26 protein-coding genes and 7 tRNA genes are annotated in these 24,638 nt (G+C 50.6%); 18 read left to right on the top strand and 15 right to left on the bottom strand.

The features are described from left to right. A partial coding sequence (locus tag HMPREF3119_RS19260; RefSeq protein ID WP_168162270.1) for a hypothetical protein occupies window positions 1-501 on the top strand: 501 nt, incomplete at its 5' end. Between the two features lie 26 nt (window positions 502-527). Here the strand turns inward: HMPREF3119_RS19260 and HMPREF3119_RS00475 are convergent. From HMPREF3119_RS00475 to HMPREF3119_RS00485, 3 genes are all read right to left on the bottom strand, one after another. After that, the gene (locus HMPREF3119_RS00475) at window positions 528-752 is read right to left on the bottom strand and encodes a DNA polymerase III subunit theta (protein ID WP_070577974.1); all 225 of its coding nucleotides are present in this window, start codon (window positions 750-752) and stop codon (window positions 528-530) included. Between the two features lie 285 nt (window positions 753-1,037). Beyond that, complete coding sequence (locus HMPREF3119_RS00480) at window positions 1,038-2,192, bottom strand: SGNH/GDSL hydrolase family protein (protein WP_070577978.1); 1,155 nt, start codon at window positions 2,190-2,192, stop codon at window positions 1,038-1,040. Between the two features lie 29 nt (window positions 2,193-2,221). Further along, window positions 2,222-2,830 (bottom strand): TetR/AcrR family transcriptional regulator, encoded by a 609-nt coding sequence (locus HMPREF3119_RS00485; protein ID WP_036415943.1) that lies wholly within the window; start codon window positions 2,828-2,830, stop codon window positions 2,222-2,224. A gap of 210 nt (window positions 2,831-3,040) precedes the next feature. On the opposite strand from HMPREF3119_RS00485, the gene HMPREF3119_RS00490 reads away from it, so the two are divergent. The 4 genes from HMPREF3119_RS00490 to catA all read left to right on the top strand — a co-directional run bounded on the left by HMPREF3119_RS00490 (window position 3,041) and on the right by catA (window position 6,649). Next, entirely contained in the window at window positions 3,041-3,997 is a 957-nt protein-coding gene (locus tag HMPREF3119_RS00490) for an alpha/beta fold hydrolase (protein WP_070577981.1), read from the top strand. A 162-nt stretch (window positions 3,998-4,159) separates the two neighbouring features. After that, window positions 4,160-4,768, top strand: coding sequence for a hypothetical protein (locus HMPREF3119_RS00495; RefSeq protein ID WP_070577985.1), 609 nt, complete (start codon window positions 4,160-4,162; stop codon window positions 4,766-4,768). Between the two features lie 283 nt (window positions 4,769-5,051). After that, entirely contained in the window at window positions 5,052-5,858 is an 807-nt protein-coding gene (locus HMPREF3119_RS19570) for a hypothetical protein (RefSeq protein ID WP_004903991.1), read from the top strand. Between the two features lie 149 nt (window positions 5,859-6,007). Then, a complete protein-coding gene (catA, locus tag HMPREF3119_RS00505) occupies window positions 6,008-6,649 on the top strand; it encodes a type A chloramphenicol O-acetyltransferase (protein ID WP_070577988.1) in 642 nt (213 codons plus the stop codon). A gap of 560 nt (window positions 6,650-7,209) precedes the next feature. Here the strand turns inward: catA and HMPREF3119_RS00510 are convergent. Further along, window positions 7,210-7,782: a helix-turn-helix domain-containing protein gene (locus tag HMPREF3119_RS00510; protein WP_004903993.1), complete on the bottom strand. Its 573-nt coding sequence runs from the start codon at window positions 7,780-7,782 to the stop codon at window positions 7,210-7,212. A gap of 93 nt (window positions 7,783-7,875) precedes the next feature. On the opposite strand from HMPREF3119_RS00510, the gene HMPREF3119_RS00515 reads away from it, so the two are divergent. From HMPREF3119_RS00515 to HMPREF3119_RS00525, 3 genes are all read left to right on the top strand, one after another. Further along, a complete protein-coding gene (locus tag HMPREF3119_RS00515; RefSeq protein ID WP_206426455.1) occupies window positions 7,876-9,051 on the top strand; it encodes a benzoate/H(+) symporter BenE family transporter in 1,176 nt (391 codons plus the stop codon). Window positions 9,052-9,158: 107 nt separating this feature from the next. Further along, the gene (locus HMPREF3119_RS00520; RefSeq protein WP_046024865.1) at window positions 9,159-9,932 is read left to right on the top strand and encodes a GNAT family N-acetyltransferase; all 774 of its coding nucleotides are present in this window, start codon (window positions 9,159-9,161) and stop codon (window positions 9,930-9,932) included. 3 nt (window positions 9,933-9,935) lie between these two features. Continuing rightward, complete coding sequence (locus HMPREF3119_RS00525) at window positions 9,936-10,871, top strand: alpha/beta fold hydrolase (RefSeq protein WP_070577992.1); 936 nt, start codon at window positions 9,936-9,938, stop codon at window positions 10,869-10,871. A gap of 74 nt (window positions 10,872-10,945) precedes the next feature. Here the strand turns inward: HMPREF3119_RS00525 and uspF are convergent, their stop codons facing one another. The 7 genes from uspF to cysZ form a co-directional block, all read right to left on the bottom strand. Next, window positions 10,946-11,380: a universal stress protein UspF gene (gene uspF / locus HMPREF3119_RS00530; protein ID WP_004240247.1), complete on the bottom strand. Its 435-nt coding sequence runs from the start codon at window positions 11,378-11,380 to the stop codon at window positions 10,946-10,948. A 132-nt stretch (window positions 11,381-11,512) separates the two neighbouring features. Then, on the bottom strand, window positions 11,513-11,860 hold the full coding sequence (locus HMPREF3119_RS00535) for a DUF3024 domain-containing protein (RefSeq protein WP_004240248.1): 348 nt from the start codon (window positions 11,858-11,860) through the stop codon (window positions 11,513-11,515). Window positions 11,861-12,146: 286 nt separating this feature from the next. Continuing rightward, window positions 12,147-12,656 carry a PTS glucose transporter subunit IIA gene (gene crr / locus HMPREF3119_RS00540; RefSeq protein ID WP_004240252.1) on the bottom strand — a complete coding sequence of 170 codons (510 nt, stop codon included), beginning with the start codon at window positions 12,654-12,656 and terminating at the stop codon, window positions 12,147-12,149. 49 nt (window positions 12,657-12,705) lie between these two features. Continuing rightward, window positions 12,706-14,430: a phosphoenolpyruvate-protein phosphotransferase PtsI gene (gene ptsI, locus HMPREF3119_RS00545; RefSeq protein WP_004240253.1), complete on the bottom strand. Its 1,725-nt coding sequence runs from the start codon at window positions 14,428-14,430 to the stop codon at window positions 12,706-12,708. A 122-nt stretch (window positions 14,431-14,552) separates the two neighbouring features. Continuing rightward, window positions 14,553-14,810 carry a phosphocarrier protein Hpr gene (gene ptsH, locus HMPREF3119_RS00550; protein WP_004240254.1) on the bottom strand — a complete coding sequence of 86 codons (258 nt, stop codon included), beginning with the start codon at window positions 14,808-14,810 and terminating at the stop codon, window positions 14,553-14,555. Window positions 14,811-15,086: 276 nt separating this feature from the next. Then, window positions 15,087-16,043: a cysteine synthase A gene (cysK, locus tag HMPREF3119_RS00555; protein ID WP_004240255.1), complete on the bottom strand. Its 957-nt coding sequence runs from the start codon at window positions 16,041-16,043 to the stop codon at window positions 15,087-15,089. A 189-nt stretch (window positions 16,044-16,232) separates the two neighbouring features. Further along, the gene (gene cysZ / locus HMPREF3119_RS00560) at window positions 16,233-16,985 is read right to left on the bottom strand and encodes a sulfate transporter CysZ (RefSeq protein ID WP_004240257.1); all 753 of its coding nucleotides are present in this window, start codon (window positions 16,983-16,985) and stop codon (window positions 16,233-16,235) included. A 234-nt stretch (window positions 16,986-17,219) separates the two neighbouring features. Here cysZ and zipA point away from each other — a divergent pair, with 234 nt between their 5' ends. The 3 genes from zipA (at window position 17,220) to HMPREF3119_RS00575 (ending at window position 20,569) form a co-directional block, all read left to right on the top strand. Then, window positions 17,220-18,194, top strand: a complete 975-nt coding sequence (gene zipA / locus HMPREF3119_RS00565; RefSeq protein WP_036415376.1) for a cell division protein ZipA — start codon at window positions 17,220-17,222, stop codon at window positions 18,192-18,194. A 72-nt stretch (window positions 18,195-18,266) separates the two neighbouring features. Continuing rightward, window positions 18,267-20,288, top strand: coding sequence for an NAD-dependent DNA ligase LigA (gene ligA, locus HMPREF3119_RS00570; RefSeq protein WP_079549351.1), 2,022 nt, complete (start codon window positions 18,267-18,269; stop codon window positions 20,286-20,288). Between the two features lie 59 nt (window positions 20,289-20,347). Beyond that, window positions 20,348-20,569 (top strand): DUF3820 family protein, encoded by a 222-nt coding sequence (locus HMPREF3119_RS00575; protein WP_004240260.1) that lies wholly within the window; start codon window positions 20,348-20,350, stop codon window positions 20,567-20,569. On the opposite strand, the gene HMPREF3119_RS00580 is transcribed toward HMPREF3119_RS00575, so the two are convergent. Continuing rightward, the gene (locus tag HMPREF3119_RS00580; RefSeq protein ID WP_015422864.1) at window positions 20,563-20,985 is read right to left on the bottom strand and encodes a MarR family winged helix-turn-helix transcriptional regulator; all 423 of its coding nucleotides are present in this window, start codon (window positions 20,983-20,985) and stop codon (window positions 20,563-20,565) included. The genes HMPREF3119_RS00575 and HMPREF3119_RS00580 overlap by 7 nt on opposite strands. 123 nt (window positions 20,986-21,108) lie before the next feature. Between HMPREF3119_RS00580 and HMPREF3119_RS00585 the strand changes: the two genes are divergently transcribed. After that, window positions 21,109-21,861, top strand: coding sequence for an SDR family NAD(P)-dependent oxidoreductase (locus HMPREF3119_RS00585; protein ID WP_070577995.1), 753 nt, complete (start codon window positions 21,109-21,111; stop codon window positions 21,859-21,861). A gap of 48 nt (window positions 21,862-21,909) precedes the next feature. Here HMPREF3119_RS00585 and HMPREF3119_RS00590 read toward each other — a convergent pair. From HMPREF3119_RS00590 to gltX, 3 genes are all read right to left on the bottom strand, one after another. Beyond that, a tRNA-Ala gene (locus HMPREF3119_RS00590) sits at window positions 21,910-21,985 on the bottom strand. A 41-nt stretch (window positions 21,986-22,026) separates the two neighbouring features. Then, window positions 22,027-22,102 (bottom strand) — tRNA-Ala (locus HMPREF3119_RS00595). 158 nt (window positions 22,103-22,260) lie between these two features. Beyond that, window positions 22,261-23,676 carry a glutamate--tRNA ligase gene (gene gltX, locus HMPREF3119_RS00600; RefSeq protein ID WP_024473501.1) on the bottom strand — a complete coding sequence of 472 codons (1,416 nt, stop codon included), beginning with the start codon at window positions 23,674-23,676 and terminating at the stop codon, window positions 22,261-22,263. 146 nt (window positions 23,677-23,822) lie between these two features. Between gltX and HMPREF3119_RS19265 the strand changes: the two genes are divergently transcribed. The 6 genes from HMPREF3119_RS19265 (at window position 23,823) to HMPREF3119_RS00625 (ending at window position 24,540) form a co-directional block, all read left to right on the top strand. Further along, the gene (locus tag HMPREF3119_RS19265) at window positions 23,823-23,972 is read left to right on the top strand and encodes a hypothetical protein (RefSeq protein WP_158001755.1); all 150 of its coding nucleotides are present in this window, start codon (window positions 23,823-23,825) and stop codon (window positions 23,970-23,972) included. Window positions 23,973-24,012: 40 nt separating this feature from the next. Beyond that, a tRNA-Val gene (locus HMPREF3119_RS00605) sits at window positions 24,013-24,088 on the top strand. 37 nt (window positions 24,089-24,125) lie between these two features. After that, a tRNA-Val gene (locus HMPREF3119_RS00610) sits at window positions 24,126-24,201 on the top strand. Between the two features lie 55 nt (window positions 24,202-24,256). After that, a tRNA-Val gene (locus tag HMPREF3119_RS00615) sits at window positions 24,257-24,332 on the top strand. 32 nt (window positions 24,333-24,364) lie between these two features. Then, window positions 24,365-24,440, top strand: a tRNA-Lys gene (locus tag HMPREF3119_RS00620). Window positions 24,441-24,464: 24 nt separating this feature from the next. Continuing rightward, window positions 24,465-24,540, top strand: a tRNA-Lys gene (locus HMPREF3119_RS00625). Window positions 24,541-24,638: the final 98 nt, after the last annotated feature.

Genomic DNA, 24,638 nt, shown 5'->3' on the forward strand with positions numbered 1-24,638 from the left:
CCGGTTACTCTGACACAATTCCACATGAGAGCGCCACAGTGTGTGTTGGGTACGGGTCCTGGGGTAGCAGCGGCATCATCGCCATTTTTCTACAATACAGTGCCGGCGAAATTAATTATTACAAACGAGAAGGGGTGGTATATAGAATGCCTTGTAAGCAAAACTTCAGGAACAGATGGGTCATTTAAAGTATCAATCTTAAAATCAACGATAGATCAGGATAAAACCCCGTCGATTTCATGCAGTATAGCTACAGCGGAAAGGAATACTATCGTTGCAGCTGGTGCATATGGAAATAACCAGCCAATCGAAAATATCTATGACTATAACGCACGTATTCACAAGCAGAACTTTACATCCGGTGACATTGCATATGCTGGAGGAATATACCTGATATTCGATATTACATGGCCCGGTCAATCACCAAGTGGTTATTGGAATGTCGAACTTGAAGGCGGGGACTGGTTTGGAAACTCAGAATCATCTTTCGGGTCTTATTAAGATAGGTCAGCATGAACGTGACATGATCACTCCCTCTCATACTCGAACCCACGCGGAAGCCTTTTCCCAATCTCCCTGTAGTGCTCCAGTCTCTCTCTGAAGTACTGGCGTAAATGCTCGGGCTGCTGGTTTTCTGTTTCGTACAGATCATACGGCAGTCCGAGTCTTTCTTTGTACGCGATACCGGATGCGGCTAAATCGGCATTAATTTTGTCTTTTTCGTCTTGTGGCAGGTTGGCTATGTTGTGCATGTTGGTTTCGGAGTGATGGGTGATGATGGGAGTATAGCAGGAGAAGGGATATTGGGACGAGTTTGGGACGCGGAACATTTTGCATGCTTGCGTATCAGCAGGTAACTTTATGCATCTTGGTACGTGAGAGCGAGAAAAGATGCGGTGTAACGTGTTGTATTTTAATAAATCTTCGGTTTCGTAATGAAAAGGTCACCAGTTCGAATCCGGTATCCGGCACCATTACTTATCAAAGAGTTAGCGATTATACCCGAAGCCCCGCTGAAACAGCGGGGCTTTCTGATATCAGGGCCGGATAACCGTCAGCGGGACAGACTGTGCAACCAGCCGGTGTCCTTTATTATTAAGATGAAGGTGATCCCCTGAATCATAGTCCGTACTGAGCTGCTGAGGACTGACCGGGTCGCGTACCAGCCGGTCGCTGTCAATAACAGCATCAAACTCGCCGCTTGTGCGCATCCAGTGGTTTATATCCTGCCGTACAGCCTCTTTTTCCGGTGAATAAAAACCGGTCATACCATACTCACCGGTTCCGCGTAGTGGTACCAGGGTGACGACGGTCATACGGATATTTTTTCCCCGCGCCATGGTCAGCAATTGCCGGAATCCCGTAATCACATCCGCTGCCGAAGGCACAGAACCCGCCGGGTCCAAATCGGTTCCCGCCAGGCCGATATCATTTAATCCGACCTGCACGATACAGGCGGTAACACCGGGTTGCATCAGCACATCACGCTCAAACCGCGATAATGTACTGATGCCGATGCCGTCTTTCAGCAGGCGCGAACCCGATTGTCCGGCATTCACCACGGCAATGTTTTCGTCAATAAAACGCTCTGCCAGATAATCAGTCCAGCGGCTGTATGTGTCCATGTCCACGCCGTTGCCGTCAACCATTGAATCGCCGATCACCACGAGTGTGCGGGCTTCTGATTCCGGCTGAATCAGCACACTTTCGAGTAAAAGGCGGGAACTGACAGCCTCACCGTTTCCGGCCTCTTCCTGTCGCGTCCGGTTACCCGGTTCCAGTAAAGAGAAATGACGGGCATCCCAGTGGAAGGTATTAAGCGGTACCGGCTCCGGCAGAAAGGTTCTCAGCGTGAGCTCCGATAATGACGGAACATGCAGTGCAATTTCATCACTGCACAGGATATCACCGGCAGGGATCACCGCACCCTGCTGTCCGCCAAAGGTGACCGGTATTGCACGGTACTGGCCGGGAACGGAGAGATAACTTTCACCTGTCACCAGTGGCTGTGTGCCGTAGCGGTTGGAAAACACCAGCTGCAGTTTCTGCCCGCCTGTGCTGATACGCAATGACTGCCGGAGTGTCTGATTGCCGGTGATGGCCGGCATATCCGGCGGAAACGGCAATGCTTCACCGGATGCGGGCTGGGAGGCGGAAAGCCATGTGCAGATCGGGCGGACGGAAGAGGACATCAGAGATTCTCCTGCAGACAGAAACAGATTCAGTGTGTGGCCGGTGAGGCGGTCATGAGATCAAACATGTGCATGGCAATCTCTGTCATGGCCAGCAGGCGGTCACGGCTGACACCATCCCGAGCCTGGACAGAAATTCCGTGCAGCAGTGTTGCCACATAGTCCCCGAGTGCCTGTGTATCCGTATGTTCCGGTAAATCACCGGACTCAGCCCCCCGGCGCAGACGCTGTATGATCCCGCTTGTCCGTTCCCGGCGGTGGTCTGCCAGCCAGTGCATAATGGCTTCATTATCAGCAGAATAATTGGTCAGTGACAGCACCACCATACAGCCGTGCGGCCGGTCATCCCGGGTGTAGGTATCAACGGCACCGGTAAGCAGCTTTTTGATAGCACTGCGGGTATCCGGCTCTTTCAGCGCCGCATCCGCAAATGCACCTTCTTCCGCCAGATAAAGGGCTATCGCCTCCCGGAACAGATTTTCTTTCGACCCGAAGGCCGCATAGATCCGGGCGGATGCAATACCCAGCGCCGCAACCAGATCAGACATGGATGTTCCTTCATAACCGCGCTGCCAGAACACCTGTTCAGCCTTGCGTAATGCAACTTCGCGATCAAATTCCCGTGGTCTGCCGGCCATCATATTTTCTCCGTATAGTTTATCTGAGGCAAATGCTACCAGTTCTTTATCGTTTAACAAAGAATTATTTTTTAGTGATTGACAAAGATTTGGATATCTCGTTAACCTATTAATTGTCGATCGACAAATAATTGAATTTCGTTGCAGGCAACATCCGTTTTGACGGGCTGCTGCGGAGACTTTTTAACTTATGACTTATACGGAACAGGTATGAATACATTATTCGGTAAGGTATTACTGGCAGCGGTAATGACTTTCGCAATCCACAATAATGTGCTTGCGGAGAATACACCGAAACCGCCGGTAACAGCACAGGTGAATGAGGCGGATTTTCAGCATCACTATACGGATGTGGCGGGGCAGCGGATACATTATGTGACGGCGGGAAAAGGCGAACCGGTGTTGCTGATCCCCGGCTGGCCGCAGACCTGGTACACATGGCGTTATGTGATAACAGGGCTGGCAGCACAGGGATATATGGCGATAGCGGTGGATCCGCCGGGAACCGGTTTTTCTGCCCGGCCGGACAGTGGCTATGATACCGGTGCGGTGGCCACAACGTTACATACCATGATGAATCAGCTGGGTTATAAAACCTATTCGGTAGTTGGTCATGATATCGGGATGTGGGTCGGTTATGCGCTGGCCGGTGACTATCCGGCAGATATTAAAAAAATCGTCCTGACCGAGGCTGTTATTCCGGGTCTGGCACCGGCTCCGGGTATTTTTGTTGATCCGGAGGAGAATATTTTCCTCTGGCACTTTATGTTTAATCAGGTTCAGGATTTACCGGAAACGCTGACCGCCGGTAAAGAGCGGGAGTATCTGAATTTTATTTTTGACCACTGGGCGTACCGCCGTGACCGCGTTGCCGCACAGACGTATATCGATGCCTATTCTTCTCCGGGCGGACTGCGTGCCGGGTTTGCCTATTACCGGGCTATTCCGCAGACCATCGCGCAGAATAAGCGGCGGGCAGAGAAAAAACTGACTATGCCGGTTCTGGCCATCGGTGCTGATCACGCGACCCGTGATGCCCCGCAGCTGACAATGCAGGGAAGAGCGGTGAATTTGCAGGGCGCGATACTCAGTGAATGCGGTCATTTTGTGACGGAAGAGTGTCCTGAACAACTGATGGATGTAGTACTGCCGTTTTTACGCCAATAAAAACACCGGGATCTGATACGGGCCTCCTTTACGGAGGCTTTATTTTTTGCTGGTACTTTTATTCAGGATTGATATTGTTTGTTGCCGGAAAACAGCCGGATTAAATGATAAGTCAAATATGGCGGGATAACGTCATCATTAAATCAGCGGATATACTGAACAATGAAAAAAATAACGATAATTTCTGCATTGGTTGCAGCGTCACTATTACTGGGTGCCTGTGATAAAACAAAAGCAGCGGATAACGGACAAGGTGAGCGTTATGCAGCTCCTTTCGGTCTGACCTGGGGAATGACGGAAGAGGCGTTGGTACCACGGCTCGGTAGTCAGTCTGAAACGGATAACAGTGAATATGTCTGCCCGCTGACTAAAGTGACGTCTAAAACATTTTCCGGCGGATTAAATGAAGCGGGGGAGTACGAATTCCGCTTCTTACCACAGTACGGACAGCCGGATTTCAGCGGGCTGGTCGGTATTGGTTATTTTTATTCCACAGATGATGAAGCGGCATATCAGACACTGCTGAAAACATTGCAGCACAATCTTGAAGCGGAATATGGGAAACCTTCAATACTGGAAAGCAAAAAAGCAGACGAAGAACATTTCATTTATAAATCTGAAGAAAACGAAATCAGTTTATTTGTCATGATGCGTAACGCCCGTTTTTATATTTCACTGGATTACAGTTATTTTCCCAAAGAACATCAGGTCTCCCTGAAAAATAATATACAAAAAATAAAAGAGACCTGCATTAAGCAGCGGGGGGAGTAAGATATCAATAAGTACAGAAAACCACCGCTCATCCGGTGGTTTTCTGTTTGCGGAATAAAACAGATTAGTGACAGTTTTCTCAGAATAGCGTGTTCCGGTGGCATATACTGGTCATCAGGGAAAATAGTTACCGGGATGGAATGCCGGATGAATAAACGAATTTTCAGAGAATTGTTTCAACCGGACAGATCTTCTGTTCTCACGGGCTGATCCTATTTTATTGCCAATATCTGACTAAAAAAGAATTGTCTGCCTGAATGGTCCCCCTGTACCGGAGAGATGAATGTCCGTTTATTTTGTGATTTCTGTACTGATTATTTTTCTGATTATCCTGCTGATTATATTAATGATTACCAACAAAATTGTGATCAGCCGGAAGAAAATAGTTTATCTGTCACTGATTGCGCTGTTTTTTGCATTTTTTATTAAAAGTGCGGTGGTGGAAAAAAATGAACAGATAAAAACTCAGGTTCTTGAGATGGTACCGACACTAAAAGCCATCAATCAGGTTGATCCCGTTATGTCCGGGGCCTTTTTTGCCGATTTCAGAAATGCGGGTAAGGGTTCGAAAAAACGGGAAGAGTATTATATGCGCCTGCAGCAGTGGGCCACCGAAAATATTAAAAAACTGCTTTATCTCGCGGGGGATGACGCGGTGATTAATTACGGGAAAATGCGGCTGGAATTTTTGCAGAAAGCACTGGCGCAGGATACCTCCGGTGACTTCTGCTTTCGTGTACTGCATCCGGAAGTATCAGGCCCGCCGGATATGAAAAAGGCTTCCGCCGGGTACCGTGACTTTATTATCGGTAACAGAGCGTTGCTGGATCTGGTGAATTCAGCCGGTGAAGGGGCTCCGGTTGCACATTATTCTGCGGATGAAATTCAGTCATTATTTTCGGCACAAATACAGGGGTCGGTGGATAAATACGGCGATAGTTTCCTGACGGATGATCCGTATGTACTGGCGGAAGACAAGCTGCAAACCTGTCAGATGGAAATTGATTTAATGGCGGATGTGCTGAGAGCACCGCCCCGTGAATCCGCAGAATTGATCCGCTATGTGTTTGCGGATGACTGGCCGGAATAAATAAAGCCGGGCTTAATACAGATTAAGCCCGTATCGGGTATTATTACTGAATACCAGACAGCTTACGGAGGACGGAATGTTACCCATTGAGACAACCAGACTGCCTTCTGATTATTAATATTTTTCACTATTAATCAGAAGGAATAACCATGAATTTTACCCGGATTGACCTGAATACCTGGAATCGCAGGGAACATTTTGCCCTTTATCGTCAGCAGATTAAATGCGGATTCAGCCTGACCACCAAACTCGATATTACCGCTTCGCGTACCGCACTGACGGAAACCGGTTATAAGTTTTATCCGCTGATGATTTACCTGATCTCCCGGGCTGTTAATCAGTTTCCGGAGTTCCGGATGGCAATGAAAGACAATGAACTGATTTACTGGGATCAGTCAGACTCGGTTTTTACTGTCTTTCATAAAGAAACCGAAACATTCTCCGTACTGTCCTGCCGTTATTTTCCGGATCTCAGCGAGTTTATGGCAGGTTATAATGCGGTAACAGCAGAACATCAGCATGATACCGGATTGTTTCCGCAGGGAAATTTACCGGAGAATCACCTGAATATATCATCATTACCCTGGGTAAGTTTTGACGGATTTAATCTGAATATCACCGGAAATGATGATTACTTTGCCCCGGTTTTTACGATGGCAAAGTTTCAGCAGGAAGGTGACCGCGTACTATTACCTGTTTCTGTACAGGTTCATCATGCAGTCTGTGATGGTTTTCATGCAGCAAGGTTTATTAATACACTTCAGATGATGTGTGACAACATACTGAAATAAGTTAATTAATTCTGTATTTAAGCCACCGTATCCGGCAGGAATGGTGGTTTTTTTATATTTTAACCGTAATCTGTAATTTCATTTCAGAATGGTTCAGGATCACTGTACGATAATGCCCCCGCAGTTTGGTAATACCCTTAATAAAAAAGAAACAGCAAAGACTAACAGCAATAATAATAAAATAAGCAGTAACAATAATATTAATAACACCAGATATAATAATAGTATTTAAGACACAAGAAAGACTGCTGCGACAGTCATTTGGAACAACACCAAAATGCCGTAAAGGTAGTAGTAACAACACCAGTGAAAACATCACGACAGCATAGCGATATGCCTGAGTGTGTTTAATTAAACAATAAATAAACCGCCATATATAACAGAAGATAGTATTCTGAATGGCATGCTTTTCTGTTCAGTATAAACATATCATCCCGGTTGGTATAAGGATGATATATAATAAGTTAAGCTGAACACGTATTTATTTTGGTTTTATTTTACAAATAAAGTAAGACGATCCGTTAAGTCAAAGCGGGGTATATTTATTATACCCCGCTTTTTTATTTGTCCGCCGGACGCGGGTAATGGATCAGATTATGCAGTGTCACAATGGTCTTACCGGGATTGGCGTAAGCGTGCGGGATATCCGCATAAAAGCGCAGGGATTCCCCGGCAGAAACGGTATGCCACTCATCCCCCAGCCGCAGTTGTAATGCACCTTCCAGCATAATGACATGTTCGATAACCCCGGGTTCATGAGGGCCGGATTCACTGAGCGCCCCCGGCAGCAGGTCAATCTTCAGTAAATCCGTTTTCAGTTCATCATCAAACGGGATCAGCGGTGTGACACGCATCCCGGAGCGGGTCTGTTCAAAGACCGGCAGTGTTGCAAACGAATGAAGCCCCGCCTGCACCTGCGGCTGTGCGCCTTCCAGAAAAACAGAGAAAGCGACATTGAAGCCGGTGGCGATTTTCCACAGTGTGGACACTGTCGGGCTGGACTGCCCGCGTTCAATCTGGCCGAGCATGGCTTTGCTGACGCCGGTCAGTTGTGCTGCCTGGCTGAGGCTCAGCCCGCGTTCGGCACGCAGTTGTTTAAAGGTCTCTGCAACAGCGGGTGTGATATCGTGCATAAATTGTCATTATTCCGGGTAAATGTCATTGTCCGTTATAGCATCCGGTGATAGAGTCCGATCGTCTGCTATAACATCCGATGGTGTGTTCCTATGAGTAAGTTAACATTTTTTCGTGCCTTTTCTCCAGCAATGATGATGACAGGCCTGGTTGCGGTGCTGGTCGGCTATGCCAGTTCAGTGGCGATTATTCTGCAGGCGCTGGATGTGGCGGGGCTTGATACCGCACAAACCGGCGGCTGGCTGATGATGCTGGGGATCGGGATGGGGGTGACAACGATCGGGTTGTCGCTCTGGTATAAAATGCCGGTGCTGACCGCCTGGTCTACGCCGGGGATCGCGCTGCTGGTAACCAGTTTGTCCGGCGTGACCATCAATGAAGCCGTCGGCGTGTTTATTTTTGCCTCCGGACTGATGTTTCTGTGTGGCGTGACCGGTATTTTTGCCCGGCTGATGAATTATATCCCGCGCGCACTGGCCTCGGCGATGCTGGCCGGTATTCTGCTGCGTTTCGGGCTGACGGCGTTCGGTGCGCTGAATACCAGCTTTGTGCTGTGTGCCGCGATGATAGCCGCGTATGTGGTGATGCGGCGGATTTTCCCGCTGTACGCTATTATTGCTGCCCTGATCACCGGTATCACCGTGACCGGACTGAGCGGCGATCTGCATTTTGTCCGGGCCGGCAATGTGTTTGCGCTGCCGGAATTTGTGATGCCGTCATTTACCCTGACGTCCCTGATCAGTGTCGGCATTCCGTTTTTTATTGTGTCGCTGGCCTCGCAGAATGCGCCGGGGATTGCGATTTTACAGGCTAACGGTTATCCGCCGCACACCTCTGTGCTGCTGAGCTGCTCGTCGCTGGCGGCTATCCTGCTGGCACCGTGGGGCGGGTTCAGTATCTGCATTGCGGCGATCACCGCCGCGATTTGCATGGCACCGGATGTGCACCCGGATCCGGCGCGGCGTTATACCGCAGCTGTCTGGGCGGGGATATTTTATCTGCTGGCGGGGATTTTCGGCGGCGCGGTTTTTATGCTGTTCAATGCCTTTCCGGCGGTTCTGATACAGATCCTGGCCGGGCTTGCTCTGCTGACCACGCTGATGAACAGCCTGCATCAGTCGCTGGCAGATGAAAAAGGGCGGGATGCGGCGATTATCTGTTTTCTGCTGACGGCATCGGGTATTACGCTGCTGGGTATCAGCTCAGCTTTCTGGGGATTGCTGGCGGGCATTGTGGTGCATCAGATTATGGCAATACGCAGGGGCTGAGTGTCAGGCTCCGGAATGTCTTAACATTCCGATAAGGTATATAACGGCTTATATTATAGAGTGGGGATAATAAATCCCGCCGATGCTTATACCATTCCGGAGACACCATGAGTTTACAGAATTACCGCGCGACAGAGCGCCATTTCTGGCGCAGTATCGCGCAGGATGTCATCACCGTAAGTGATCGTGCAGAATGCTATCTGACACCGCTGCCGGTGCCTGTCTTTAACTATATCTATCTGCAGGCCGGTGCGGATAGTAATGAGTTCTCACTGGCACAGCAGCCTTTCATGCCACATCACAAACCTCATTGCCTGGTGGCAGAGAAATCCGCGGCAGAAACACTGCACCCGCAGATTATGGCGGCGGGTTATGAGGCGGACGGTGAAACCAGTGCTATGCATCTGTCTGTTGATGAGTGGCTGCCGTCCTCTGTTCTTCCGGCCGGATGTGAGATCCGTGAGGTAAATGAGCAGCTTTCGTTGTGGGCGGAGCCGCTGGAAGCCGCTTTTCCGGCGGGAGAGAATGACGGGGAAGATGCTCCGGATTTTAGTATCGTCAGTGACTATATCAGCTATCATCAGCGGGCAATGGCAAACGGTGCTGAGCTGTACCATGCTGTTCTGTTGTGTCAGGGGAAACCGGTCAGCTGCATCACGCTGTCGTTGTCAGAATACGGCGCGCGGATTGATGATCTCGGAACTGTTCCTGCATATCAGGGCAACGGCTATGCCACACTGTTGCTGGATTATGCACTGACACTGTGCCGGAAGCGGTGTATCGGGGATTGTTATCTGGAAGCGTCGTCCGAAGGGTTGAGTCTGTATCAGAAGCTCGGTTTCCGCACATTGTTTAATTATCTGTTTTATGTGAAGGGATGAAGAATGCGTAAGGCTGCCGTCTGTGCACTGCTGGGTTGTCTGCTGATGGCTCCGGCAATGGCATCAGAAACACAAAATACCGGGGAAGAGACTGTCCGGATAGAAAACCTTGCCCGTCAGGATGGCAGTGCTGTTCATTACTACCTGTTGCACCGGCAGGCGGAACCCACCCGCAAATTGCTGGTGCTGATTCAGGGCTCTGATTGTAACAGTGCTAAAAACAACCGTTTTATGGTGGATACTTTCGGCGGCGCGTTCCCGGACCATGACATTCTGCTGGTGGAGAAATACGGTATTACCGATGCGCTGCCTTTTAATGACCGCGATGGTGAGCGGGCAGACTGCCCGGCGGAAACCATGTTCAATGATTCTCTGTCGGTGCGGGTCAGCGACTATGCTGCGGTGCTCGACCGTCTGAAAGGGGAGTATGACACCGTGCTGCTGCTGGGCGGCAGTGAAGGGGCGACTGTTGCTGAACACACTGCGCTGGCATCACCGGCGGTTGACGCGGTGGTGGCTGTTAACGGTGGCGGGCGCTTTTTCCTGGATGATGTCACGGACAGCTTCCGCAATAGTCCTCAGCCACTTGAGGAGTCTCAGTTAGCCGGTTTTCTGGCATTTACTGATGCGGTAAAACGCAATGAGGTGGAGAACGATATGCTGGTCAGCCAGCACGGGATGCGCTGGTGGCGCGAATTTCTGGCGGCAGATGCGCAGCAGGTACTGAACGGGCAGACAAAACCGGTGCTGGTTATTCAGACGCTGAATGATACCAATGTCAGTGTCACATCGTTTAAGCAGATGCAGAAAGCGGTGGAGAATCCGGTGGTGACATTCAGAACCTTTGATAATCTGGATCACTATTTTAAAGATACAGACGGAAACCGGCATACCGCGCAGATCCTCGCGGTTATCCGTGACTGGTACACCCGGCAGTGATTCTTTGCTGATTGCAGGAAAATAAAGAAACAAACGCCCGTTAAAACGGGCGTTCAGTCAGGCGCTGCCGCGTATCAGCGGACAACCAGAACCGAGGTATGGGCGTAGCGTACAACCGCTGCGGCGTTGGAGCCGAGCAGATAGGTGGACATATCCGGGCGGCGTGAGCTGATGACAATCAGGTCGCTTTCCAGAGTATCCGCCAGTTTCAGAATCTGATCTTTCGGTGAGCCGGAAACCACATGCAGTTCAAACTGCTCTGCAGGCAGATTAAAATCACTGACCATCTTCGCCAGTTGTTCTTTGGCGCTGTCCAGAATTTCATCTTTTTCCGGCAGAGTTGCGGCATAGGCAATACCGAAAGAGGCAAAGTGAGAGAATGACGGGATCACCGCTATAAAGTGAATTTTGGCATTTTCAAATTTGGCTAATGTCTGAATCGTCGGGATCACCTCGCGGGTCAGCCCGGTTTCGGAAATATCGATTGGAACTATAATCGTTTTATACATACATACCTCGCAATCTGAAAGCCGGCAAATAAGTTAGTAGTAATAGTAACCTGCGTAATGAGCACTATACGTGAAAACGATCAAAATTCACAAATAAACCCCTTAACGGGGCTTAATTGTGTGATGTGGTGACTAACTGAAAATAAAACGGTCGGATTTATCATCCAGAACCTGTTTCAGCAGTGCACTCAGTGTACCGGCAGGGCAGTCCGGATAAGGCTGCCATTTGTTGTTATCCACATAAAAAAGCTGCCAGTTATCATCAGCTTCTGACCAGGTCAGTCTGGCAATTTGTTTTTCAATGGTTTGCGGGGTGCCGCACGGGCAGACGAGTTGTTTCTGATAAATCAGTATGTTGTTATTGTCAGTACGGTACTGAACATCGAACTCATCGGGGATATGACCATTCGGATACAGGCGCTCAGTGAACAGGCGCATGTTCTGCTTTATTTGCTGTGTCTGAACTGAATTAAATTCCATAGCATTACCATTTTGTGACGAACGAAAATGAAAACTTCCCGTTTATCCCGCCCGTGGTTCCGGCGGATCCGGCCGTATCAGGCAGTGCGTAATCTGCGTAAATTGCGGACCGTCACGGGAGATCATGTTAGCGCATTTCACTGAGGTGAGAAATACTTTTCCGGTAATTTCCGGACAACAGGCAGGGGATAATACAACAGAATTAATCAATCAAAGGAAAACGGACGAAAAAAAACGGCTTCCGCAGAAACCGTTTTTCAGTGTACAGACTGTGATGCAGAAGCCGTTATTTTTTGATTTTGATGACAACGGTTTCGCCGACAGTGACAGGGCCGGTCATTTTGGTCATCTCTTTGATTTCATCCATATTGGAGATAACCACCGGGGTCAGGGTGGATTTGGCTTTCTCTTCGAGAAGCGCCAGATCGAATTCAAGTACCAGGTCGCCTTTTTGTACGCGCTGGCCTTCTTCCGCAATACGTTTGAAGCCTTCACCTTTCAGTTCGACAGTGTCGATCCCGAAGTGAACAAACAGTTCAATTCCGCTGTCCGATTCAATGGAGAACGCGTGATTAGTTTCAAAAATTTTACCGATTGTACCGTCAACAGGGGCAACGATTTTATTCCCTGCCGGTTTGATGGCAATACCATCGCCGACAATTTTTTCAGCGAAAACAACGTCAGGCACGTCTTCGATATTCACAATCTCACCGGACAGCGGCGCCACGATGTCAATCGTGCCGCTGTCTTTCTTATCATCCGAAACCAGCGACTTCAGTTTGTCAAACAGACCCATGAATACTCTCCTAAATGTTGATACGGGACCGGGCGTGAATTTGGCTTTCTCAGCACAGGGTTTTTTCTTTGGTGAAGGTTTCCACCAGTGCCATCAGTTCTGTTGCCGTCGGCTGAGCGAGTGCCTGTTCAGCCAGTGCTTTCGCATCTTCATAATGCGTATTGCGGATCAGTTTCTTGATACGCGGGATAGCAATAGAACTCATACTAAATTCATCTAAACCCATGCCCAGCAACAATAAAGTTGCACGTTCATCACCCGCCAGCTCACCACACATTCCGGTCCATTTCCCTTCCGCGTGGGAAGCGTCAATGACTTGTTTGATAAGGTTCAGCACCGCAGGAGACATCGGGTTGTAGAGATGGGAAATCAGCTCATTTCCGCGATCCACAGCCAGAGTATACTGCGTCAGGTCGTTGGTTCCAATACTGAAAAAATCGACTTCTTTTGCAATGTGACGTGCATTAACTGCTGCCGCCGGGGTTTCCACCATGATACCAACTTCAATAGTTTCATCAAAAGGTTTCTGTTCATCCCGCAACTGCTGTTTCATTTCGTCCACTATCTTATTGAGTTCGCGGACTTCTTCGACGGAAATCACCATCGGGAACATGATGCGCAGCTTTCCGAAAACCGAGGCACGTAAAATCGCGCGCAGCTGGGTGTCGAGAATTTCACGGCGATCCAGACAGATACGGATGGCACGCCAGCCGAGGAACGGGTTTTCCTCTTTCGGCAGATTCATATAAGGCAGGTCTTTGTCACCGCCGATGTCCATGGTGCGGACAATAATGGCTTCATCCGGCATCGCCTGAGCGACTTCTTTGTAAGCGCGGAATTGTTCTTCTTCCGTCGGCAGTGAGTCGCGATCCATAAACAGGAATTCGGTGCGGTATAAACCGACACCTTCCGCGCCGTTACGCTCCGCACCCGGCATATCGCGCACGGTACCGATGTTGGCACAGACTTCCACCTGGTGACCATCGAGGGTGACAGCAGGAAGATCTTTGAGTTTTGCCAGTTCGGCTTTTTCCGCCAGATAGTCATCGCGCACTTCTTTCATGCGCTCAATGTCTTCTTCTGACGGATTGAGATAAATGGTGTTGTTGACCGCATCCAGGATCAGGTAATCATCACTTTTGATATTTTCAGTGGCATTCCCGGTACCGACCACGGCAGGGATTTCCAGAGAGCGGGCCATGATGGAAGTGTGGGAGGTCCGGCCGCCGATATCGGTGATAAAACCCAGCACTTTTTTCAGGTTCAGCTGTGCGGTTTCGGACGGTGTCAGGTCTTTGGAAACCAGAATCACTTCCTCAGCGATGGCGCTGAGGTCGATAATCGGCATGCCGAGAATATTTTTCAGCAGACGGTTACCGATGTCGCGGACATCGGCCGCGCGTTCTTTCAGATACTCATCATCCAGACCTTCCAGGGCGGTGGCCTGTTCTTCAATCACCTGGTGTACCGCGTAATCAGCGGTTTTTTTGCTTTTGATGATGTCGGTGATTTCATTTTCAAGCTCCTCGTCTTCGAGCAGCATGATATGACCTTCAAAAATTTCGGCTTTTTCCGCACCGAGATTTTTTTCAGCGGTTTCTTTGATGGCATTCAGCTGTGCGGACGCTTTGGCGCGGCCTTCAGTGAAACGCCGGATTTCAGCATCAATCTGCTCAGCAGAAATCGACTTCTGGCTGATAATGATAGGTTCTTCTTTGAGTAACAACGCTTTACCAAAAGCGATACCCGGTGAAACAGAGATTCCTGAAACCATAATAATACCTTTGAGTTTACTGGGGGACGTACAGCAGCGGGCTGCGTGAGCGTACCCGGAAACGGACTATCCCCGGCATGAGACGGTGGCCGGGGATCCTGACAGGTGAGGGCGGAAGGAGATTACTCCAGTTCACCCATCAGTTTGACGAGGTGCTCTACTGCTTTCTGCTCATCTTCACCTTCTGCGGCGATAGTCACCACGGTGCCCTGTGTCAGACCCAGAGTCTGTAACTTGAACAGACTTTTGGCGCTGGCGCTTTTGCCGCCGGAAGTCAGGGTGATGTCAGAAGCGAAAGTTTTGGCTTCTTTGACAAACTGAGCCGCAGGACGGGTGTGCAGACCGTTAGGTGCAGTAATGGTGACTTCTTGCTGATACATAGCGTTACCTCATGTTTGGAATTTTTTATCGGCGGTTAATATTAAGACATATAACAGTAATCATAGCCGGAGCAAGTAAAATAGCACAACCCGAAGATTCGACATACGTATTTGGTGTCATTATTTTGAGCTGTGAAATAATTACTTTTTTAATACTAAACAACCGCACAAAAATCATCCCGCAGAGTGTCAAACTTTGATCCGTTGCACAAAAAAAGCACCCTTTGCGGGTGCTTTCGAGGTCAGGCAGGGCGGGGACTGAATCCGTTCAGTTGATCAGTTTTCACTGATATCGGCGAACAGCGCAGTACTCAGATAACGTTCACCGGAAGACGGCAGGATCACCACGATATTTTTGCCCTTGAATTTATCTTCTTTCGCGAGACGTTCCGCAGCAATTACCGCCGCACCGGATGAAATACCGGCGAGAATACCTTCGCGCTCCATCAGTTTACGGGCGGTGGCGAAAGCATCTTCGTTGCTGACCAGCTCGACGCGGTCAATCAGGCTCAGATCCAGGTTACCCGGGATAAAACCGGCACCGATACCCTGAATTTTGTGCGGGCCCGGTTTGATCTCTTCCCCGGCCAGTGCCTGGGTGATGACAGGGGAGCCTTCCGGCTCGACGGCCACGATAGTGACGTCTTTTTTCCCTTTGATGTTTTTCAGGTAACGGGCGATACCGGTGATGGTGCCGCCGGTACCGACACCGGCAACCACAACATCCACATTGCCGTCAGTGTCTTCCCAGATTTCCGGACCGGTGGTTTTTTCATGGATCGCCGGGTTGGCCGGGTTGCTGAACTGCTGTAACACAATATAGCGGGACGGATCAGACGCGCTGATTTCATCGGCTTTTTCAATCGCGCCTTTCATGCCTTTCGCGCCTTCGGTCAGTACCAGGTTGGCACCCAGGGCTTTCAGCAGTTTGCGGCGTTCGATACTCATGGTATCCGGCATGGTCAGGGTGAGTTTGTAACCACGGGCGGCAGCAACATACGCCAGTGCAATCCCGGTGTTACCGCTGGTCGGCTCGACCAGTTCCACACCCGGTTTCAGGATACCGCGCTTTTCCGCGTCCCAGATCATATTGGCGCCGATACGGCACTTGACGCTGAAACTCGGGTTACGGGATTCGACTTTCGCCAGGATATTGCCGTGACCGAAATGTTTGAGGCGCACCAGCGGTGTGTGACCAATGGTTAGCGAATTATCTTCATATATCTTACTCATCGGTTTTCCTTATAGGGTTATTCATAATCAGACTAAATATAAAACCACATTACCCGCTGACCGGCGGAAAGGAAATACATAATCGGCATATCCTTATAACCGGACAGACGATCAATAGCGAAAAAGTATAAGGAGCAGGAAAACGGCAGGGCAGTGTGATAACCGCCCTGCACGGAAGGGGGTTGCGGATCAGTCGCGGACAAACTGTGCGCGGTAGCGATCCACCCACAGCGCGGTGGCACCGCAGACCGCCGCAGGCATAATAAACAGGTTCACAAACGGGATCATGGTCAGCACACTGACCAGCGAACCGAACTGGAGATTGGTCATATTATCGCGGCGCAGTGTGCTTTTCATTTCCGGAAAACTGACCTTGTGGTTATCAAACGGGAAATCCCCGTACTGCACGGACATCATCCAGGCACCGAAAATAAACCAGAGTACCGGCGCGAGTGTCTGCCCGATCCCCGGAATGAAAAACAGGATCAGCAGAATAACGGCACGCGGGATGTAATAAAGCAGTTTGACCATCTCACGTTTCAGAATACGCGGGATATCATTTATCAGATCTGCCCAGCCCTGATCCGGTGCGGGACGCCCGGTGAGCTCCGCTTCCAGTTTCTCCGACAGCCAGCCGTTAAACGGCGAGGCGATGATATTGGCGATCGTGCTGAAAAAATAGCTGAAAATCAGCAGCACAGAAATCACCGCCACCGGCCAGATAAGATAATCCAGCCACTGCAGCCAGCCCGGTACTTTATCCATCAGCCAGGCTATCCACCCGCCGAACTGACTGAACAACCACCAGAGTGCACCGCCCATAACCACGATATTGGCCAGCAACGGCAGAATCACGAAGGCCCGGAGACCCGGACGCATCATCAGCCGCCATCCCTGTGCAACATATGCAAAGCCGCTGAGCGGCCTGACAGGATTTGTCATACTTCCTATTCACTCCTATGATTGGAAAACGTTATACTATCAGACTGAACTATTGATTTGTCCGGCCACAAATGAAATGTCAGGATGAAAAATCAGTCAAAAAGAGCAATTAAATGATCTTTATTGCAAGAAATTCGTGCAGGGACTTGAACTTAACATCATTGACAAATACTCTTGTAATCAAACGATAGTATTTTGCCATGGTGGCCTTTAATTTAAACAACAGAGATAGCACTGATGCAAGATTTGCGTCTGATATTAATCGTTGTGGGTGCGGTAGCAATCATCGCATTGTTACTTCACGGACTGTGGACGAGCCGTAAAGAGCGTTCTTCCCTGTTTCGCGCGCGCCCCATGAAGCGTCGTAAATACGAGTCGCAGGATGAAGCCGCTGATGATATGTCAGAGGCACACGGCTCCCGTCACTCTGCTGTATTACCGGAGGATCCGGCTCCGCAGGTCTCTCCGTATTCAGAAGCGCAGAATGAGCAGGATCCGTTATTATCTGCCGGCAGAATGTATCCGTCATCAGAGCCGGAAGAACCGCCTGTGATGCCGAAAGCCCAGAGCCCGCGCCGTCAGCCGGTAAAAGCACCGGAAACAGAGCCGCAAATCGGATTATTTGATGCCCTTGAGCAGGAAGCACAGGCACCGGCAGCTCCGGCTCCCGAGGTCATGACAACAGCCGCGGTGATCACTGCCGCTGAAACTGACATGCCTCACACAGAAGAGCCGGTAACTGAACCGGAACCGGTTCAGGAAGCGCCGCGCAGCAGTGCAGAGAACAATGAGATTGTGCTGGCACTGTTTGTGTCCGCCCATCCGGGACAGATGGTCGCAGGTGATATTCTGCGCACCGCTATCGAGCAGGCCGGGTTCCGTTTCGGGGCGATGAACATCTATCACCGCCATGTCGATCCGGCAGGCAGTGGTCCGGTGTTATTCAGTCTGGCCAATATGGTGAATCCGGGCACGTTTGTACCGGAGCAGATGGAAGAGATCGAAACCCCGGGCGTGGCCATGTTTATGATGGTGCCGTCTTACGGTGACGCAAACCAGAACTTCAAGCTGATGTTACAGGCTGCTCAGCGTATCGCCTCTGATGTCGGCGGCGTGGTTCTGGATGAGGAGCGCAAAATGCTGACACCGCAGAAAATCGAGGTGTACAAGGCGCGCATCCGCAAAGTTCTCGTCGCCAAACAGAACTGAGACACACAAATCGCACAAAAACCCCCGCAATGACGGGGGTTTTTTTCAGGTATAAACAGATTGCAGATCACTATGATGCCAAAAAATAACGAAAACGACATTGAACAGCTGCGCGCCACACTGCGCCATCATGAATACTGTTATCACGTGCTGGATAACCCGGAAGTGCCGGATGCGGAATATGATCGCCTGATGCAGCGTCTGAAAGCGCTGGAAGCGGAGCATCCGGAACTTATCACACCGGACTCCCCGACACAGCGGGTCGGGGCATCACCGCTGAGTGCATTTGAACAGGTGCGCCATGAGATTCCGATGCTGTCACTCGATAACGTGTTTGATGAGGAGAGTTATCTTGCCTTTGACAAACGTGTACGTGACCGTCTGAAAGACACGCAGGATCTGACATTCTGCTGTGAGTTAAAACTCGACGGCCTGGCGGTCAGTCTGCTGTATGAAAACGGCAGTCTGGTGCAGGCAGCCACCCGGGGTGACGGTACCACCGGGGAAAACATTACCGCCAATGTGCGGACCATCCGCGCTATTCCGCTGAAACTGCGCGGGGAAAATATCCCGCAGCGTATTGAGATCCGCGGCGAAGTCTTTATGCCGCAGAAAGGCTTTGAGGCGATGAATGAGGAAGCGCGCCGCACCGGAGGCAAAGTGTTTGCTAACCCGCGCAACGCCGCAGCCGGTTCATTGCGCCAGCTGGATCCGGCGGTGACAGCCAAACGCCCGCTGACTTTCTTCTGTTACGGCGTGGGCGTGCTGGAAGGCGGCACACTGCCGGGCAGTCACTATGATCGCCTGCAGCAATTTAAAGCCTGGGGCTTACCGGTCAGTGATCGTGTGATGCGCTGCACCGGCAGTCAGGCGGTGCTGGATTTCTATCACAAGGTGGAAGAGAGCCGTCCGGTGCTGGGTTTTGATATTGACGGCGTGGTGATTAAAGTGGATTCCATTGCACTCCAGGAGGCGCTGGGCTTTGTGTCCCGCGCCCCGCGCTGGGCGACTGCCTTTAAATTCCCGGCCCAGGAACAGATGACCGTTGTCCGTGATGTGGAATTCCAGGTCGGCCGTACCGGTGCGATTACCCCGGTTGCCCGTCTGGAGCCGGTGCTGGTGGCCGGTGTGACGGTCAGTAATGCCACACTGCATAATGCGGATGAAATCAGCCGTCTCGGTCTGAAAATCGGCGATACCGTGGTTATCCGCCGTGCCGGGGATGTGATCCCGCAGGTGGTGGGTGTGGTGGAATCAGAGCGTCCGGCGGATGCGCGGGATATTGAATTTCCGCTCAGTTGCCCGGTGTGCGGGTCAGATATTGAGCGGGTGGAAGGCGAGGCGGTTGCCCGCTGTACCGGCGGTCTGATTTGCGGGGCACAGCGCAAAGAAGCACTCAAACATTTTGTGTCCCGCCGTGCCATGGATGTGGACGGGCTGGGGGATAAAATTATCGACCAGCTGGTGGATGCGGAGTATGTGAAGACTCCGGCGGATCTGTGGCGTCTGACCCCCGGCAAACTGACCGGGCTGGATCGCATGGGACCGAAATCCGCACAGAAACTGACTGACGCGCTGGCGGCATCAAAACAGACTACATTTGCCCGTTTCCTTTACGCGCTGGGGATCCGCGAAGTCGGCGAAGCCACGGCGGCCAATCTGGCAGAGCATTTCGGAACCCTGGATGCCTTACAGCAGGCGGATACAGAAGCACTGAAAGCCGTTCCTGATGTCGGGGAGGTTGTCGCGAAGCATGTGGTCAATTTCTTCCGCGAGCAGCACAACCGCGAGGTTATCACTGATCTGACCGGAGATGTCGGTATCAGCTGGCCGGATGTGGTGGCGGTAGATGCATCGGCACTGGATAACCCGTTTGCCGGTAAAGTGGTTGTGCTGACCGGCTCACTGCAGATCCTGACCCGTGATGAGGCGAAAGATCGTCTGACGGCTCTGGGGGCGAAAGTCACCGGCAGTGTCTCGAAGAAAACCGATCTGGTGGTTGCCGGGGAAGCTGCAGGCTCCAAGCTGGCCAAAGCGGAAGAGCTGGGTATTAAAGTGATCAATGAAGATGAGTTTATTGCACTGCTGAACTGACAGACAGGCTGAAAAACGGTCTTCCGCAGAAGACCGTTTCAGTCACATCAGGAGAGATGATGGAGAAAGAAGATTTAGTGGCAGTCGCTAACACTGCTATGCCATTTGGTAAATACAAAGGTTGCCGTTTAATTGACCTTCCCGAGGAATACCTGCTCTGGTTTGCCCGTAAAGACAGTTTCCCGGAAGGGCGCCTGGGGCAGCTGATGCAACTCACCCTTGCGATTAAAACCGAAGGTTTAAGTGGCCTGATAAAACCGCTTAAACGTCCCGCTCACTGATCCCGGGTCAGTGCATCGATGACTTTCCGGCTCAGTATACGAAACTGGCGCTGTTCATCGTCATCCAGACTTGCAAATACTTTTTCTGCATTGCGGGTGCGTCCTGTTGCCGCGCGGGACAGAAACTCTTCACCTTCCGGTGTCAGCTGGGTCACCAGTTCCCGTTTATCGGTCTCCGACTGATACTGGGAAACAAACTGGTGTTTTTTCAGCGCCCGTAATGATTTCGAGACATTCTGGCGCGAAATCCCGAGTTTCTGGCTTAAATCCGACGGGGTTAAATCCCCCTGAAGGCGCAACATTTCCATTACGTCATACTGTGCCCACGTCACCTTTTCAGGTGAGCAGATGGTCCGTTGCGCTACCAATGTGCACTGTAACAATGACAGTGTATTTTCCAGTTCCTTGAATGACATATCACCTCCCTTTTATCCTCACCCTTAGTTTAGCCGAAAGGCAAAATCAGGAAAAGAAAGTTGATTAACAAAAGTTAATCAATTAAGCTTTTAGTTAACCAAAGTTAATTAAAAGGTGATGCTATGACAGACTTTCAACAGAAGATTATCCTGGTTACCGGTGCATCAACCGGGGTAGGTGAAGGAATTGCCCGTGAATTACTTAAAAGAGGGGCTAAAATTGCGATTACCGGGCGAAATCCGGAACATCTGCAAAAGGCAATAAATGAGTGGGATCCTACGGGAGATAGCGTGCTGGCAATAGAAGCAGATGTACGTAAACTGAGCGACTGTAAGCGGATGGTGAGCACAGTGTCAGATAAATTCGGTGCTTTACACGGATTGGTAAACAATGCAGGGATCACCGGGCCGCATGGTGTGAAGATTGAGGATTACGATTTTGAGGCCTGGCAGGATGTGATGGCTACGGATGTGACCGGCACATTTCTCGGGATGAAATTCGCTATTCCTGCCATTATCAAAAGCGGCGGCGGGGCGGTGGTGAATTTATCAGCCTGTAACGGAGTCACCGGTATTGCGGGGATTGCACCTTATACCGCTGCCAAGCACGCAGTACTCGGGCTGACCCGCGCGGCGGCACTGGAATATGCAGAACAGGGCGTGCGGATTAATGCGGTCGGCCCCGGCTATGTGGCGACACCAAATATTCTGGCGTTACCGCAGGATGTACAGGCAATGATGGCGGAGAGTCACCCGATGAAACGGATGGCAACACGGGAAGAGGTGGCAAAAATGGTAGTGTTTCTGTTATCAGATGACAGTCGTTTTTGTACCGGCGGTTTTTATCCGGTGGATGGCGGGTATACCGCGCAATGACAGGAAAGCAGAAACGAAAAACCCCGGTCAGAGACCGGGGTTTGAATTTGGTGGAGCTAAGGGGGATCGAACCCCTGACCTCTTGCATGCCATGCAAGCGCTCTCCCAGCTGAGCTATAGCCCCGGAAAACCGGATGTCACGGTATTTATCAGTCACCAAAGATTTGGTGGAGCTAAGGGGGATCGAACCCCTGACCTCTTGCATGCCATGCAAGCGCTCTCCCAGCTGAGCTATAGCCCCGATAAAATCGACCGGACGCGCAGCATAATAGGCAAGGTTCCCTGAGCTGTCAACGGCTTAATATGAAATTCGTGTGCGACCGATGAAAAAGCCGTCAATTCAGTAAAATGACAAAAAAATACCCGGCACAGGGCCGGGTATCAGGCTGTTGACAATGATTACTGTGCTTCGCGCTCAGCAATAAAGGCCAGCGCCATATCGATACGCGCCAGAGAGCGGGACTGACCAATCGCATGTACGGTCACATCCAGGCCCGGAGACTGGCCGGCACCGGTCACGGCAACACGTAACGGCATACCGACTTTACCCATCCCGATTTCCAGTTCATCAGCGGTTGTCTGAATGGCTTCGTGTACAGCTTCCGGTGTCCAGGTGGTCAGTGCAGCCAGTTTGGCTTTAACCACTTCCAGCGGCTGACGGGCAACAGGGCGCAGGTGTTTTTTCGCGGCATCGGCATCGAAGCTGTCAAAGTCTTCATAGAAGTAACGGCAGGTTTCCGCCATTTCTTTCAGTGTCTTGCAGCGTTCGCCCAGCAGGCGGACCAGGTCTGCCAGTTCAGGGCCGTTGCGGGTATCAATCCCGGCGTTCTCAATATGCCATTGCAGGTAAACAGCCACTTCTTCCGCAGGCATGCTGTTAATGTAGTGGTGGTTGAGCCACTGTAATTTCTCAGTATTGAATGCACTGGCGGATTTGCTGACGGCTTCCAGGGTGAACAGCTCCGTCATTTCCTCAATGCTGAAGATTTCCTGATCGCCGTGAGACCAGCCCAGACGCACCAGGTAGTTCAGCAGTGCCTGCGGCAGATAGCCGTCATCGCGGTACTGCATCACACCCACTGCACCATGGCGTTTGGATAATTTCTTGCCGTCGTCGCCGTTGATCATGGATACGTGGGCATATTCCGGTACCGGCGCACCGAGGGCTTTCAGGATGTTGATCTGGCGCGGTGTGTTGTTGATATGGTCTTCACCACGGATAACATGGGTGATTTCCATATCCCAGTCATCGACAACCACACAGAAGTTATAGGTCGGGGAACCATCAGTACGGCGGATGATTAAGTCATCCAGTTCCTGGTTGCTGAATTCGATCGGCCCGCGGATTTTGTCATCAAAAATAACAGATCCTTCCTGCGGGTTACGGAAACGCACCACATGCGGCTCATCCGCGGTATGGTTATGAGCGTGATCACGGCAGCAACCGTCGTAACGCGGCTTCTCATTATTTGCCATCTGTTTTTCACGCAGGGCTTCCAGGCGCTCTTTGGAACAGTAGCAGCGGTAAGCCGTACCGTTTTCAATCATGGTGTCGATCACCTGATTGTAGCGGTCAAAGCGTTTGGTCTGGTAATACGGACCTTCATCCCAGCCGAGATTCAGCCAGTTCATCCCGTCCATAATGGCGTCGATAGCTTCCTGAGTTGAGCGTTCAAGATCAGTATCTTCTATACGCAGGACAAATTCACCGTGGTTGTGACGGCTGTACAGCCAGGAGTACAGAGCGGTACGTGCGCCGCCCACATGCAGGTAGCCGGTAGGGCTGGGTGCGAAACGGGTTTTTACTTTACTCATTGGAATGCCTTTCATAACGTCTGCGCCAGACGTAGTGGATGAAGAAATACGATGCGGGATATTTTAGCACTGAGACATAATTCCTCAATGAAAAGGGGGAAAGAAGGCCGAAAAAGTCATTTTTCTCGTGTCAAAAGGAAAAACACATGACAAAACAGGACGTTTTTGCAGCACTGAATCTGACGGCGATCACGATTTATCCGATTTCTGCTTACATACTGCGCTCGGGTGGTGATAATCAGAACAGGGTGACTAAAATTACAACGAACGATCATTTTCTTTCGAAAAAGCGTTGACTCAAACGCGCAGATCCCTATAATGCACCTCCATCACGACGGGCGATTAGCTCAGTTGGTAGAGCATCTCCCTTACAAGGAGGGGGTCACTGGTTCGAGCCCGGTATCGCCCACCATTCATAATAATGATGTAAGTTGCAGTCATCCTGAAGTGGGCGATTAGCTCAGTTGGTAGAGCATCTCCCTTACAAGGAGGGGGTCACTGGTTCGAGCCCGGTATCGCCCACCATTCTTATTAAGAATGAACGTTGTGATAGTGAAGTAAAGCAGTAAATGTTATGAATGGGCGATTAGCTCAGTTGGTAGAGCATCTCCCTTACAAGGAGGGGGTCACTGGTTCGAGCCCGGTATCGCCCACCACTTCACATGATTCTCCCGCATCACTCAGGTATGGGTCGTTAGCTCAGTTGGTAGAGCAGTTGACTTTTAATCAATTGGTCACAGGTTCGAATCCTGTACGACCCACCATTCCTGAAAATCAATCCCAAAGATGGGTCGTTAGCTCAGTTGGTAGAGCAGTTGACTTTTAATCAATTGGTCACAGGTTCGAATCCTGTACGACCCACCATCTTTCTTCTCTCTGCAGTTCTTTTTTCTCTCAGTTATCCTCTTTCTTAATTTCTGTTTATTTCTCTCTGTTCTCAGTCTGATTTTGTGATCTGCCTC

The sequence above is a fragment of the Morganella sp. HMSC11D09 genome, assembly GCF_001807955.1.
Lineage (GTDB): Bacteria > Pseudomonadota > Gammaproteobacteria > Enterobacterales > Enterobacteriaceae > Morganella > Morganella morganii.